The sequence below is a fragment of the Salmonella sp. FC25216 genome (assembly GCF_057751355.1).
This window is the reverse complement of record NZ_JBDGON010000013.1, coordinates 20,012-33,560: the sequence shown is the minus strand read 5'-3', so window position 1 is coordinate 33,560 and position 13,549 is coordinate 20,012. Positions and strand designations below refer to the sequence as shown.

At 52.3% G+C, this 13,549-nt stretch carries 13 protein-coding genes; 7 read left to right on the top strand and 6 right to left on the bottom strand.

Going from position 1 to position 13,549, the window contains the following annotated elements; genetic code table 11:
* Positions 1-14 precede the first annotated feature (14 nt).
* From fabY to AC3G3F_RS20550, 6 genes are all read right to left on the bottom strand, one after another.
* Entirely contained in the window at positions 15-956 is a 942-nt protein-coding gene (fabY, locus tag AC3G3F_RS20575) for a fatty acid biosynthesis protein FabY (protein ID WP_001518251.1), read from the bottom strand.
* A 44-nt stretch (positions 957-1,000) separates the two neighbouring features.
* Positions 1,001-1,438 carry a D-aminoacyl-tRNA deacylase gene (gene dtd, locus AC3G3F_RS20570; RefSeq protein WP_488395672.1) on the bottom strand — a complete coding sequence of 146 codons (438 nt, stop codon included), beginning with the start codon at positions 1,436-1,438 and terminating at the stop codon, positions 1,001-1,003.
* Positions 1,435-2,307 (bottom strand): virulence factor BrkB family protein, encoded by an 873-nt coding sequence (locus AC3G3F_RS20565; protein ID WP_023249110.1) that lies wholly within the window; start codon positions 2,305-2,307, stop codon positions 1,435-1,437. Before AC3G3F_RS20565 ends, dtd begins: the two co-directional genes overlap by 4 nt.
* Entirely contained in the window at positions 2,301-2,900 is a 600-nt protein-coding gene (yihX, locus tag AC3G3F_RS20560; RefSeq protein WP_000965699.1) for a glucose-1-phosphatase, read from the bottom strand. Before yihX ends, AC3G3F_RS20565 begins: the two co-directional genes overlap by 7 nt.
* A 190-nt stretch (positions 2,901-3,090) precedes the next feature.
* The gene (locus AC3G3F_RS20555; RefSeq protein ID WP_023249108.1) at positions 3,091-3,894 is read right to left on the bottom strand and encodes a DeoR/GlpR family DNA-binding transcription regulator; all 804 of its coding nucleotides are present in this window, start codon (positions 3,892-3,894) and stop codon (positions 3,091-3,093) included.
* Positions 3,895-3,927: 33 nt separating this feature from the next.
* The gene (locus AC3G3F_RS20550; RefSeq protein ID WP_488395669.1) at positions 3,928-4,824 is read right to left on the bottom strand and encodes a sugar kinase; all 897 of its coding nucleotides are present in this window, start codon (positions 4,822-4,824) and stop codon (positions 3,928-3,930) included.
* Positions 4,825-4,989: 165 nt separating this feature from the next.
* On the opposite strand from AC3G3F_RS20550, the gene yihU reads away from it, so the two are divergent.
* The 7 genes from yihU to AC3G3F_RS20515 all read left to right on the top strand — a co-directional run bounded on the left by yihU (position 4,990) and on the right by AC3G3F_RS20515 (position 13,533).
* The gene (gene yihU, locus AC3G3F_RS20545; RefSeq protein ID WP_053509954.1) at positions 4,990-5,886 is read left to right on the top strand and encodes a sulfolactaldehyde 3-reductase; all 897 of its coding nucleotides are present in this window, start codon (positions 4,990-4,992) and stop codon (positions 5,884-5,886) included.
* A gap of 22 nt (positions 5,887-5,908) precedes the next feature.
* Positions 5,909-6,790: a sulfofructosephosphate aldolase gene (yihT, locus tag AC3G3F_RS20540; RefSeq protein WP_488395667.1), complete on the top strand. Its 882-nt coding sequence runs from the start codon at positions 5,909-5,911 to the stop codon at positions 6,788-6,790.
* A 15-nt stretch (positions 6,791-6,805) separates the two neighbouring features.
* Positions 6,806-8,047 carry a sulfoquinovose isomerase gene (yihS, locus tag AC3G3F_RS20535; RefSeq protein WP_079796591.1) on the top strand — a complete coding sequence of 414 codons (1,242 nt, stop codon included), beginning with the start codon at positions 6,806-6,808 and terminating at the stop codon, positions 8,045-8,047.
* A gap of 69 nt (positions 8,048-8,116) precedes the next feature.
* Positions 8,117-9,004 (top strand): aldose-1-epimerase, encoded by an 888-nt coding sequence (locus AC3G3F_RS20530; RefSeq protein WP_488395665.1) that lies wholly within the window; start codon positions 8,117-8,119, stop codon positions 9,002-9,004.
* Positions 9,005-9,098: 94 nt separating this feature from the next.
* The gene (locus AC3G3F_RS20525) at positions 9,099-9,974 is read left to right on the top strand and encodes a sulfite exporter TauE/SafE family protein (protein WP_488395663.1); all 876 of its coding nucleotides are present in this window, start codon (positions 9,099-9,101) and stop codon (positions 9,972-9,974) included.
* Between the two features lie 94 nt (positions 9,975-10,068).
* Positions 10,069-12,105: an alpha-glucosidase gene (locus AC3G3F_RS20520; RefSeq protein WP_114049222.1), complete on the top strand. Its 2,037-nt coding sequence runs from the start codon at positions 10,069-10,071 to the stop codon at positions 12,103-12,105.
* 45 nt (positions 12,106-12,150) lie between these two features.
* The gene (locus AC3G3F_RS20515) at positions 12,151-13,533 is read left to right on the top strand and encodes an MFS transporter (RefSeq protein ID WP_070804246.1); all 1,383 of its coding nucleotides are present in this window, start codon (positions 12,151-12,153) and stop codon (positions 13,531-13,533) included.
* Positions 13,534-13,549: the final 16 nt, after the last annotated feature.

Genomic DNA, 13,549 nt, shown 5'->3' with positions numbered 1-13,549 from the left:
TTGGAGATGTCCAGCTACTCCTCCTCATTCCCGCCCTCTTCATACGGGCCGAACGGTTTCGCAGGTAGTACGATATAAATGCCTTCGAAAATTGCCCCTGCGGTCTCACCGCCCAACAGTTCAACCTGCAACTGGACACGCGCTTTTTTACCCCGCGCCAGCCTGTCCAAATCACCGCTTAGCGACCCCAAATCAGCCACGGCGTTTGGCTTTCCGCTAATCGGTTTGCTGTAGCGAATATGGGCGTCGGCAAGAATAATCGTCCCACCCAGGTGGCGTTCACGGAGCATCAGCCAGATAAGCCCCCATCCGGTCAGCGTCGCCAGGGAGAACAGGCTGCCGGCAAACACCGTGTGATGCGGATTTTGATTACCGGTTTCCGGCATCGTGGTGATAAATTTTTGCCCGGTGTACTGCTGAATGCGCACCCCCATCTTTTCACTCAATGGAATATGCTCATACCAGGCCTGCTGAAGCTGCCCACACCAGTCGCCGCGATGCAGGATATCATCCAGCGATGCTACCGGTTTAATCATCAGAAAATGGCGGATTGGCGTGGTTGTGGGCGTAGTAATCTCCCCCTGATTGACAAACCCGAGTTTGGCAAAGAACTCAACCGCATCTTCGCGCGCGCTGCAGGTGACGCGCTTAACGCCTTCCTGGCGGGCGACAGACTCCAGGGTCATCGCCATTAATGTCCCCAGCCCTTTATCCTGTACCGAGGGATGTACAGCCATAAAACGGATAGACGCCTCGTTATCTGCATTGATATACAGGCGGCCCACTGCGACTAAATTTCCTTCTTCGTCCACCACCATTTGATGGTGCGCCAACGCATCCCAGCCATCCCGTTCCGACCCTTTCGGCTGGTGCAGCGGTTTACGCAGCATCTCCCAGCGAAACTGGTAGTAACGTTCTAATTCTTCTTCTGTTTGCGGAACTCGAAGGTGATACATAGCCGTACTCTCTCTTGTTATCCGCGGCCACGCCGGAAGCTGACTCATACCTGGAGCCAGAATGTCACGGGACCGTCATTAACCAGCTCAACCTGCATATCGGCAGCGAAGCGTCCGGTTTGCGTGTTTATCGCCTGCTGGCGGCAACGTTCGACAAAATATGCATAAAGCGCCTGCGCGCGCTCCGGCGCAGCGCCGCCGGAAAAGCTCGGTCGCATACCACGCTCGGTATCGGCCGCCAGCGTAAACTGCGACACCACCAGCACGCTGCCGCCAGCCTGTTGTACGTTCAGATTCATCTTGCCGTCGGCATCGCTGAAGATACGGTATCCCAGCACGCGCTCGCACAGACGATTCGCTTTTTGTTCGTCATCTTCTTTTTCGACACCCAATAACACCAAAAGTCCTGGGCCAATTTCACCCGTCACCTCGTCCTCCACGGTGACGCTGGCACGGGTTACGCGTTGAATTAATGCAATCATGGTTGGTCAGCTTCTTCTTGTTCTGCGGCTTGTTTGAGTTTTCGGTATTCCCCGAGAGTGACAGTTATTTCTGCGCCAAGCAAGACTATACACCAGGTCCAGTATACCCAGACAAACAGGATTGGGATCACCGCCAGTACGCCATAAATAAGCTGATATGACGGGAACATGGTGATATAAAGCGCGAAACCTTTCTTTCCGGCCTCGAACAGTAAAGCCGCGACAAACGCGCCGACAAGGGCGTCACGGTTCGGTACACGAGTCGTTGGGACAATACTGTAAAGTAACCAGAATGAGAGCCACGAGAGCAGCAACGGAAGGATGCGCAATACATTGTCGATGACCGTATTCAGCTCGCTGGCCCAGCGTAAAGAAAGCAGATAGGAGCTGATCGCCAGGCTGGCGCCAGCGAGTAGCGGGCCGAGCGTAAGGATCATCCAGTATACCGCAAAAGAGTACACTTTTGGTCGTGTGCGTTTGCTGCGCCAGATAGTATTTAAGGCGCTATCAATGGCATACATCAACAGCAATGCCGTCACAATCAGTCCACAGGCGCCCACCGCCGTCATTTTGTTGGAGTTAGCGACAAACTGCTCAATATAGCGCTGAATCACATCCCCGGTGGCTGGCATAAAGTTAGCGAAGATAAAATGGCGTAACTGAATGCTGACATCAGAAAACATCGGAAACGCAGCGAAAAGAGCAAAAACGACGGCAATAAGCGGTACTAAGGAGAGTAATGAAACATAGGCGAGATTTCCCGCCAGAGTCGTCATATTATCCTCATCGATACGCTGCCATAATAGCTTGAGCCAGGCCCGAACAGGGCGTGTATGGCGTCCAGCTTTTTGGTGAACGGTTTTTAGCATAACAGCTTCGCGAAATAGTCAGGGATAGTAGTTTTATCCTTCACCAGGATGCTGGTGATCCCCAACTGGTTGGCCCCTTCTATATTATCGGCGTTGTCGTCGAAAAAGACCGCATCAGCGGCGGAAAATCCCTCCTTCTGCAGGACGTGCTGATAAATACGCGCTTCCGGCTTACGCATTCCCAAATCCTGCGATAAATAGATATGGTCGGCGGCAGCGCGAACCTCCGGATATTCCTCCGGCCAGAAGTGGGTATGCAGTCGGTTAGTATTGGATAACACCACCACGCGATGCCCCTGCTCGCGCAGTTTATGCATGATAGCAATCACTTCGGGCCGTAATCCGACAAATACCGCCTGCCAGCCGTGCGAGAACTGTTCATAACTGAGCGATAATGCCATTTCATGGCAGAAAGCTTCAGCAAACGCTTCGTCAGTTATCTCACCGCGTTCATGTTGGTGAAAAGTCTCGCCCATCGTAAATTTTTGCTTCAGCGAAGCCAGCGGTACTCGACTCAGGTCGCTCCACACACCTAATACGCGGTTAAAGTCGATATCGACAATCACATTACCTAAATCAAAGATATAGAGCATGGCATTCTCCTTGCTAACCGGGGATGAATAACTGTAGCGGGAAAGGAGAAGTTTGACTATGTATCCCTTTATAAATCAATTAACAAAAAGACAATAGAAACGCAGACGATGTTCAATATCGCCTGCATCACAGCGCCGTTTTATTGGCCGGATAAAGCGCTGACGCGACCATCCGGCGCAAGGGCACTTGTCACGCTGAAACGGCGTCGTCCAGCGAAGGACTCACCTGAACCACTTCGATTTGCTGGGATTGAAGTAAATTCTGTAATGCCGGACCGGGATACTCATCCGTAAACAGAGCGGTAATCTGTGACACATTGCCGATCTCAACCGCCGCAGAAGCATGGTATTTCGTATGATCGGCGGCAAGCAGGATGTGTCGCGAGTGGGCCATCATCGTTTTCACTACGCTGGCTTCGTTAACATCAAACTCCAGCAACGCGCCATCGCTCTCTATCGCGCCTACGCTGGTGACGAGATAGTCCGCCCGGAACCCCGCGACAAACGCCGTCGCGGATGGCCCGATAATGCCGCTATTATGCGGTCGCAGAGTGCCGCCCGGCACCATTACTTCAAAGCGAGGGTTATTATAGAGAATATGCGCGACGCGCAGGCTATTGGTGATAATGCGCAGATGATTATGGTTGAGCAGCGCGCGCGCCACCTGCTCAACCGTCGTTCCAATCGTGATAAATATCGTGGAGCCATCCGGAATATAGTCAGCCACGGCTTCCGCAATGGCTTTTTTCTCTTGCGTCCAGGAGACCTCTCGCTGCTCAAAGGCGGTATTGACCACACTGGACGCTCTGCCAGCGCCGCCGTGATGACGCGTAATCAGCCCCTGCTCGCTTAATTTACGAATATCGCGGCGAACCGTCTGGGTAGAGACCTCCAACAAACTGGCTAACTCATCGATATTCATATAGCCGCGCTCATCAATGAGCATTAACAGCCGATCGTGTCGCGGATTACCGGTCAGTTCGGTAAGACTCATGAGCATTCCTCTAAAAGCTTCCTACTGCCCATATTATACAAAAAGTGACAGGAAAGATCGGGTTTGCTCACAATCAGGGATACCCGCCCGGCCACCCGGGCGCGTACACTTCAGCGCAGCAACGCCGCTGGCGAATCTGACAGCCTCTTCGATGGCGTATCCGCTTGCCAGGCCAAATGCCAGTGCGCCATGAAAAACATCGCCCGCGCCGGTAGTATCCACCACCTCCACGGTAAAACCCGGTTGGTGGCGTACCGTCGTTTTTTCCAACCAGTTGCAACCTTCGCTGCCTTGCGTGACATAGACATGTCCATTTGTGAGCGTTTGTGATTTTTTTAGCGCATCCATGGTTTCACTCATCCCCGTCAAACGTGCCAGTCCCGGCTCGGAGAAGGCGGCGTGGTCGCTTAACGCCACCAGCTCGCTAATATCCTGCGGCGTAATATCGCCATCCAGAACGGTCATGACGCCAGCCTGACGCGCCAGCGTAAAGGCCTGCTTCGCGCCGTCATGCCAGCGCACATCCGCCAACACCACATCCCACTGCGAAAAATCGATGTCGTTAAGCCAGTCGGCGTCAGGTAATAAATCCGGGCTGGGATAATTAACGATGATCCGCTCTCCTTTGGCGTCCACCATAATCGCTGACTGCGACGACATCGCCTGCGTATAGCGGCGGGTATAGCGGGTATTAACCCCCAGGGACTTCAGCTCCGCCAGCAGACTGTTTCCGGTGTCGTCATCGCCCACACGGCCAATAAAGTCCACCTGCGCGCCCAATTTCGCCGCAGCCACGGCAGCGGTCGCCGCAGGCCCGCCGCCCACTTCCGTATAGCGCTTCGCCACATATTTACCCCCTTCTGTCGGTAATCCTTCCACGTAATAGATGCGATCCATCACGGTAATACCTACACAAGCAATACGAATCATGGTCATTCCTCAGGCATTTGAGATAGGCCCATTTTAATTTCACGAAATGTTTAAAAAGTGACGGCTGTCAATTTTTTGACCATAAATTACAAATACGATCAAAAACAGACAGAAAAAATGCTCACACATGACAAAAAATGACACCATCGTGTTCAGGAGAACGATATGGCAGTTATAGCATTTATCGGGTTGGGGCAGATGGGCTCCCCTATGGCGAGTAACCTGCTAAAGCAGGGCCATCAACTCAGCGTCTTCGATGTTAATCCCGACGCCGTACAGCGTCTGGTAGACAAAGGCGCGCAACCTGCAAGCAGCCCGGCTCAGGCAACCATCGGCGCTGAATTTGTTATCACCATGCTCCCGAACGGCGAGCTGGTTCGTTCCGTTTTATTTGGCGAGCAAGGCGTTTGCGAAACCCTTTCCCGTGAAGCGCTGGTCATTGATATGTCCACTATTCATCCGCTGCAAACCGACAAGCTGATTGCCGACATGCAGAGCAAAGGGTTCAGCATGATGGACGTGCCGGTAGGCCGGACATCCGACAACGCGATTACCGGCACATTGTTGCTGCTGGCAGGCGGTACGGCGCAGCAAGTAGAACACGCTACTCCTGTGCTGATGGCGATGGGTAATGAGCTGGTCAACACCGGCGGCCCGGGAATGGGTATTCGCGTAAAACTGATCAACAACTACATGAGTATTGCGCTAAATGCGCTCTCCGCCGAAGCCGCCGTGCTATGTGAAGCGCTGGGGCTTTCCTTCGACGTGGCTTTAAAAGTGATGAACGGCACTGCAGCAGGCAAAGGGCATTTCACCACCACCTGGCCGAATAAAGTGATGAAAGGGGATCTGTCTCCCGCCTTCATGATCGATCTGGCGCACAAAGATCTTGGCATCGCGTTGGATGTCGCCAATCAACTGCACGTACCGATGCCGCTCGGCGCCGCCTCCCGTGAAGTTTATAACCTGGCGCGGGCCGCAGGCCGCGGTCAGGAAGACTGGAGCGCCATCCTGGAACAGGTGCGCATCAGCGCCGGGCTGACCGCCAACGTAAAAAAGTAACGACTGTATAAAGGAAAATTGAATGAACAACTACACCATCAAAGACATTACGCGAGCGTCCGGCGGGTTTGCCATGCTGGCTGTCGATCAGCGTGAGGCAATGCGTTTAATGTTTGCTGCTGCTGCTGGTGCGAAAACACCCGTTGTCGATAGCGTGCTGACGGATTTCAAAGTGAATGCGGCGAAAATTCTCTCCCCGTATGCCTCTGCCGTTCTGCTGGATCAGCAGTTCTGTTATCGCCAGGCCGTAGAACAAAATGCGGTCGCTAAAAGCTGCGCCATGATCGTCGCGGCGGATGATTTCATCCCGGGCAACGGTATTCCCGTTGATAACGTGGTCGTTGATAAAAAAATTAATGCGCAGGCGGTAAAACAGGATGGCGCAAAAGCCTTAAAACTGTTGGTGCTGTGGCGCAGCGACGAAGACGCGCAGCAGCGTCTGGATATGATTAAAGAATTCAATGAATTATGCCACTCCAATGGTTTGCTGAGCATTATCGAACCGGTTGTACGCCCGCCGCGCTGCGGCGACAAGTTCGATCGCGAGCAGGCGATTATCGATGCGGCCAAAGAGCTGGGCGACAGCGGTGCCGACCTTTACAAAGTTGAAATGCCGCTCTACGGCAAAGGCGCGCGGTCCGATCTTCTTACCGCCTCACAGCGCCTGAATGGGCATATCAATATGCCGTGGGTCATCCTCTCTTCCGGTGTGGACGAAAAACTGTTCCCTCGCGCAGTCAGGGTCGCGATGGAAGCTGGCGCATCCGGGTTCCTGGCGGGACGCGCGGTCTGGTCATCGGTGATTGGTTTACCGGATACCGAGCTGATGTTACGTGATGTTTCCGCCCCTAAATTGCAACGCCTGGGCGAGATCGTCGATGAAATGATGGCGAAACGCCGTTAATACGAGGATGAAAGAATGAAATGGTTTAACACGTTGAGCCACAACCGCTGGCTGGAGCAGGAAACCGACCGCATCTTTAATTTCGGTAAAAATGCCGCGGTGCCGACAGGCTTCGGCTGGCTGGGAAATAAAGGGCAAATCAAAGAAGAGATGGGCACCCATCTTTGGATCACGGCACGTATGCTGCACGTTTATTCCGTGGCGGCGTCCATGGGCCGACCGGGCGCTTATGATCTGGTCGATCACGGTATCAAAGCCATGAACGGGGCGCTGCGCGATAAAAAATACGGCGGCTGGTATGCCTGCGTTAACGATCAGGGAGTGGTGGATGCCTCTAAACAGGGTTATCAACACTTCTTCGCCCTGCTGGGCGCGGCCAGCGCCGTCACTACCGGCCATCCTGAAGCCAGAAAATTGCTGGATTACGCCATTGAAGTTATTGAGAAATACTTCTGGAGCGAAGAAGAGCAGATGTGCCTGGAGTCCTGGGATGAAGCCTTCAGCAAAACCGAAGACTACCGTGGCGGCAACGCCAATATGCACGCCGTCGAAGCGTTCCTGATTGTTTATGACGTCACCCATGACCGTAAATGGCTCGACCGCACGATCAGAGTCGCCTCCGTCATCATTCACGATGTCGCCAGAAAAGGTGATTATCGTGTTAATGAACACTTCGATTCGCAGTGGAACCCAATCCGCGATTACAACAAAGAAAATCCGGCACATCGCTTCCGCGCCTATGGCGGTACGCCAGGTCACTGGATTGAGTGGGGCCGCTTATTGCTTCATATCCATGCTGCGCTGGAAGCCAAATGCGAACACCCCCCAGCCTGGTTACTGGAGGACGCTAAAGGTTTATTCCATGCCACTATCCGTGACGCCTGGGCGCCGGACGGTGCTGACGGCATCGTTTACACCGTTGGCTGGGACGGTAAGCCGATCGTACGGGAGCGTGTACGCTGGCCAATTGTGGAAGCAATGGGCACGGCATATGCGCTCTACACGGTGACGGGCGACCGTCAGTACGAAACCTGGTATCAGAAATGGTGGGACTACTGCATTAATTACCTGATGGACTATGAAAATGGTTCCTGGTGGCAAGAGCTGGACGCCGATAACAAAGTGACCACCAAAGTGTGGGACGGCAAGCAAGATATTTATCACTTGCTGCACTGTCTGGTCATTCCTCGTCTGCCACTCGCGCCGGGCCTGGCTCCAGCAGTCGCGGCGGGCTTGCTGGATATCAACGCCAAATAAAGTGACATAAAAATACGGCATATCAACAAGCTATTGTTAGATATGCCGTTGTTTTATAGGGGTAGCTCTATGCATAGTGGTGGAAAAACGATTTTACTCACAGCGGGTGATTACCGTGCACAAATCGTTACCGTCGGCGCGGGCCTGGCTGGGTTAACGTATCAGGATCGTCATTTAGTCATTCCGCATGACCCAGCGGAAATGCCGATGGCTCACCTGGGAAAAGTACTTATTCCCTGGACTAACCGTATCGCGAACGGCTGTTATCAGTATGGCGGGCATGAATATCAGTTGCCAATCAATGAACACGCTTCTAACGCTTCTATTCACGGTTTCCTGGCGTGGCGTAACTGGCAGGTTAGCGAATTGACGACGACAAAAGTCACGCTGACGGCGTTTCTACCGCCGAGTTATGGCTATCCGTTTTCGTTAATATCGCAGGTGATTTACTCGCTGAACAACGAAAGCGGACTCTCCGTAGAAATCATCAGTAAAAACATCGGGGACAAATCCGCGCCGTATGGCGTCGGCATCCATCCTTATTTGACCTGTAACTTAGCGCCTGTTGATGGCTATATGCTGCAGCTTCCCGCTAAACAAGTTTTTGCTATTGATGAGCATTCTAATCCAACCCATTTACATGCTGTTGACGAACTGGATTTGAATTATTTAAACCAGAGATTCCTCGGCGGTAAGCAGATTGACCATACATTCAAAACTGACAGGACCGAATGGGAAATGCACATTACTGACCCGCAACAAGCCCTGTCAGTAAGTTCACGCTCCAATCAACCGTGGCTACAGATTTATAGCGGCGAAAAATTATATCGTAGAGGTTTAGCCGTTGAACCCATGAGCTGTCCGCCAAATGCGTTTAACTCAGGAATAGATTTAATTCAGCTCTCCCCGGAACAACAGCATCATCTGTTTTTTAATATTCGAGGGGAATATATATAGCAAAAAAAACAACCCGAACTTAATGAACATATTTAATTCCTATCAATAATCAGGACCAGATTTCGAAGGTTCGATTACCCAAGAAGGAACAACTATGGATTTTTTTAATTTATTCACACCAGACGGTGTGATGTTAGATGCAGGCGTTGTGTATATCGTTATTGCTTTAATGTTTCTTTATACCTTTGTGGGGATATGTGCTGGTTTTGGTGGCGGGCTAACAACCATGCCGCTCATTACTCTGATGTTACCGGTAAAAATGGCAACCCCATTATCCGTTATTGTCGGTACGGCAACGGCCATTTATGCAACCTGGTTGTCACGTAAGGAAACCGACTGGCGGTCTGCCGCCGTGCTTATCTTCTTTTCATTTTTAGGTATTCCGCTAGGGTTATATGCCCTCTCCTATTTACCTGATCATATGATGAAAATAGGTCTGGGCGGATTCTTAATCCTCTACTCGTTTTACAGTATCTTTATTCCTCATCTACCCGTCTACGACCGCCGTTGGATCGCCGCGCCTTTAGGCGCTGTCGCCGGAGCACTGGGGGCAGCTTTTTCCACCAACGGACCACCGGTGGTCATGTATGGCATGTTACGCAATTTAGGCCCGGCAGCTTTTCGCGGTACGCTGAACGCCTTTTTTACGGCAAATAACATTGCGGTAGTTGGCGGCCTGGCATCTAGTGGAATATTAACGATATCCACCTTTAAGCTGGTCATTTTCTGTATTCCGACAATGGTTCTGGGATCGCTGGTTGGGCAATATGTTCATAAGCGTATATCAGTTAAGGTATTCCGCGTTCTTGTATTTTTACTATTGATTGCCTCAGGTGCAATGCTTATTAAAGGCGCAATGGGTATTTCTACCCTTACCGCAATCCTGCCGCCGTTTGCTCTTTTGGCTGTATTACAACTGTTATTTGGTAAAAAAATAGCTGAAATTCGTAAGGCGGACGAAGGCAAATAAAAAGCGTTTACTTTTGTGCTCTGACGAAAATCAGCGCTCGTTACGACACTATCATAGTACTCGAATTCCACTATTTCATGGAGACTAAAATATTATGAGTACATTACACCAGAATCTATTAAATATACAAATAAATAAATCCATTAATGGCTTTACGCTCTACTATCACCAGCATTTACTCCTCCGCCATACGACCGAAAACCCCTGTCTGTGGATTGGCGCGGGCGTTGCCGACATTGACATGTTTCGCGGCAACTTCAGCATCAAAGACAAACTTAACGAGAAGATTGCATTAACAGAGGCCACGGTCAGCGAGCTACCCGACGGCTGGCTGGTACAATTCAGCCGTGGCGCAACAATTAGCGCCACTCTTCGCATCTCCGCCGATGAGGCAGGACGCCTGAAGCTGGATCTGCAAAACGACGACCTGCACCACAACCGTATCTGGTTACGTCTCGCAGCTAATCCAGACGACCATATCTACGGCTGCGGCGAACAGTTCTCTTATTTCGATTTGCGCGGCAAGCCGTTCCCGCTGTGGACCAGCGAACAGGGCGTTGGCCGTAACAAAACCAGCTATGTCACCTGGCAGGCCGACTGTAAAGAGAACGCCGGCGGCGACTATTACTGGACCTTCTTCCCGCAACCGACCTTTGTCAGCACGCAAAAATATTACTGCCACGTCGATAATAGCTGTTATATGAATTTCGACTTCAGCGCGCCGGAGTATCACGAACTGGCGCTGTGGGAAGGTAAAACTACGCTGCGTTTTGAGTGCGCCGACACCTACATCGATCTGCTGGAAAAACTGACGGCGCTGTTAGGTCGCCAGCCGGAGCTGCCTGACTGGGTTTACGACGGCGTCACGCTCGGCATCCAGGGCGGCACGGAAGTTTGTCAGCAAAAACTGGATACCATGCGCAACGCGGGCGTAAAAGTGAATGGTATTTGGGCTCAGGACTGGTCCGGCATTCGCATGACCTCTTTCGGCAAACGCGTGATGTGGAACTGGAAGTGGAATAGTGACAGCTATCCGCAACTGGATAGCCGTATCAAACAGTGGAAAGAAGAAGGCGTACAATTCCTCTCTTATATCAACCCGTACGTCGCCAGCGATAAGGACCTCTGCGCCGAAGCCGCTAAACACGGTTATCTGGCGAAAGACGCCGCGGGCGGTGACTATCTGGTCGAGTTTGGCGAATTCTATGGCGGCGTGGTCGATCTGACCAATCCTGAAGCCTACGACTGGTTCAAAGACGTCATCAAAAAGAACATGATCGCGCTCGGCTGCAACGGCTGGATGGCGGATTTCGGCGAATATCTGCCGACCGATACGTATCTGCACAACGGCGTCAGCGCCGAGATCATGCATAACGCCTGGCCTGCGCTGTGGGCGAAATGTAACTATGAAGCGTTACAGGAGACCGGCAAACTCGGCGAGATCCTGTTCTTTATGCGCGCCGGTTATACCGGTAGCCAGAAGTATTCCACCATGATGTGGGCAGGCGACCAGAACGTTGACTGGAGCCTTGATGATGGTCTGGCCTCCGTGGTCCCGGCGGCGCTATCGCTGGCGATGACCGGCCACGGCCTGCATCACAGTGATATCGGCGGCTACACCACGTTATTCGACATGAAACGCAGCAAAGAGTTGCTACTGCGCTGGTGCGATTTCAGCGCCTTCACGCCGATGATGCGCACCCACGAAGGCAACCGCCCCGGCGATAACTGGCAGTTCGACGGCGACGCGGAAACCATTGCCCACTTTGCCCGCATGACTACCATCTTTACCACGCTGAAACCGTATCTCAAGCTGGCGGTGGCGCAGAACGCGGCTACCGGTCTGCCGGTCATGCGTCCGCTATTCCTGCACTACGAGAACGATACCACAACCTACACCCTGAAATATCAATATCTGCTCGGTCAGGATCTGCTGGTCGCGCCGGTTCACGAACAGGGGCGCCGCGACTGGACGCTGTACCTGCCGGAAGATCTCTGGGTGAATATCTGGACCGGCGAAGCCCACCACGGCGGTGAAATTACCGTGGATGCGCCCATTGGCAAGCCGCCGGTCTTCTATCGCGCGAAGAGCGAGTGGGCTTCACTTTTTGCTTCTTTACGGAATATCTAATACGGCTCGCCCGCAGGGAAAACTGCGGGCAGATGGAGAAGAATAATGAGTCAAACATCATCGAATCCGGCAACCCTACGCTTGCCGTTTAAAGAAAAACTTGCCTATGGCCTGGGAGATTTAGGTTCCAATATCCTGTTAGATATCGGGACCCTTTATTTACTCAAATTTTATACCGATGTGCTGGGTTTACCCGGGACTTACGGTGGGATCATTTTCCTGATCGCCAAATTTTTTACCGCATTTACCGATATGGGTACCGGCATTATGCTCGACTCGCGGCGTAAAATTGCTCCGAAGGGCAAATTCCGTCCGTTCGTGCTTTACGCGGCATTTCCGGTAACGCTACTGGCAATTGCTAACTTTGTCGGCACACCGTTTGAGGTGACGGGAAAAACCGTCGTCGCAACGATGCTGTTTATGCTGTACGGGCTGGTTTTCAGCATGATGAACTGCTCGTATGGCGCGATGGTGCCCGCGATTACCAAGAACCCGGATGAACGCGCCTCGCTTGCCGCCTGGCGTCAGGGCGGCGCCACTCTCGGCCTGCTGCTGTGTACCGTTGGCTTTGTGCCGGTCATGAACCTGATCGAAGGCAATGCCCAGCTCAGCTATATTTTCGCCGCCACGATATTTTCATTGTTTGGCCTGCTATTTATGTGGCTGTGCTACACCGGCGTTAAAGAGCGCTACGTCGAAGTAAAACCTGTCGATAACGCGCAAAAGCCCGGATTATTACAGTCGTTCCGCGCTATCGCCGGTAACCGTCCGCTGTTTATTCTGTGTATCGCCAACCTTTGTACTCTCGGCGCCTTCAACGTCAAACTGGCGATTCAGGTTTATTACACCCAGTACGTTCTTAACGACCCGATCCTTCTCTCCTGGATGGGCTTCTTTAGCATGGGCTGTATTTTTATCGGCGTCTTTTTGATGCCCGGCGTAGTAAGGCGTTTTGGCAAGAAGAAAGCCTATATCGGTGGGTTGTTAATATGGGTGGCGGGCGATCTGCTCAACTACTTCTTTGGCGGCGGCTCGGTCAGTTTTGTCGCCTTCTCCTGCCTGGCGTTCTTCGGCTCCGCCTTCGTCAACAGCCTGAACTGGGCGCTGGTTTCCGACACAGTGGAATACGGTGAATGGCGTACCGGCGTCCGCTCGGAAGGAACGGTTTACACCGGCTTTACCTTCTTCCGTAAGGTCTCCCAGGCGCTGGCAGGGTTCTTCCCCGGCTGGATGCTGACGCAAATCGGTTATATCCCGAATGTGGTGCAATCGGCGGGAACCGTCGAAGGCCTACGCCAGTTGATCTTTATTTATCCGTGCGTGCTGGCGGTCATCACCATTATTGCGATGGGCTGTTTCTACAACCTCAACGAGAAGATGTACGTGCGAATTGTGGAAGAGATTGAGGCCCGGAAACATACGGTCTAACAACAATAAAATATAA

Coding starts and splice junctions, on each gene's coding strand:
- dtd (WP_488395672.1), bottom strand. CDS start 1,438: ATGATTGCATTAATTCAACGCGTAACCCGTGCCAGCGTCACCGTGGAG.
- AC3G3F_RS20550 (WP_488395669.1), bottom strand. CDS start 4,824: ATGATTCGTATTGCTTGTGTAGGTATTACCGTGATGGATCGCATCTAT.
- fabY (WP_001518251.1), bottom strand. CDS start 956: ATGTATCACCTTCGAGTTCCGCAAACAGAAGAAGAATTAGAACGTTAC.
- yihU (WP_053509954.1), top strand. CDS start 4,990: ATGGCAGTTATAGCATTTATCGGGTTGGGGCAGATGGGCTCCCCTATG.
- AC3G3F_RS20520 (WP_114049222.1), top strand. CDS start 10,069: ATGAGTACATTACACCAGAATCTATTAAATATACAAATAAATAAATCC.
- yihS (WP_079796591.1), top strand. CDS start 6,806: ATGAAATGGTTTAACACGTTGAGCCACAACCGCTGGCTGGAGCAGGAA.
- AC3G3F_RS20555 (WP_023249108.1), bottom strand. CDS start 3,894: ATGAGTCTTACCGAACTGACCGGTAATCCGCGACACGATCGGCTGTTA.
- AC3G3F_RS20530 (WP_488395665.1), top strand. CDS start 8,117: ATGCATAGTGGTGGAAAAACGATTTTACTCACAGCGGGTGATTACCGT.
- yihT (WP_488395667.1), top strand. CDS start 5,909: ATGAACAACTACACCATCAAAGACATTACGCGAGCGTCCGGCGGGTTT.
- AC3G3F_RS20565 (WP_023249110.1), bottom strand. CDS start 2,307: ATGCTAAAAACCGTTCACCAAAAAGCTGGACGCCATACACGCCCTGTT.
- AC3G3F_RS20525 (WP_488395663.1), top strand. CDS start 9,099: ATGGATTTTTTTAATTTATTCACACCAGACGGTGTGATGTTAGATGCA.
- yihX (WP_000965699.1), bottom strand. CDS start 2,900: ATGCTCTATATCTTTGATTTAGGTAATGTGATTGTCGATATCGACTTT.
- AC3G3F_RS20515 (WP_070804246.1), top strand. CDS start 12,151: ATGAGTCAAACATCATCGAATCCGGCAACCCTACGCTTGCCGTTTAAA.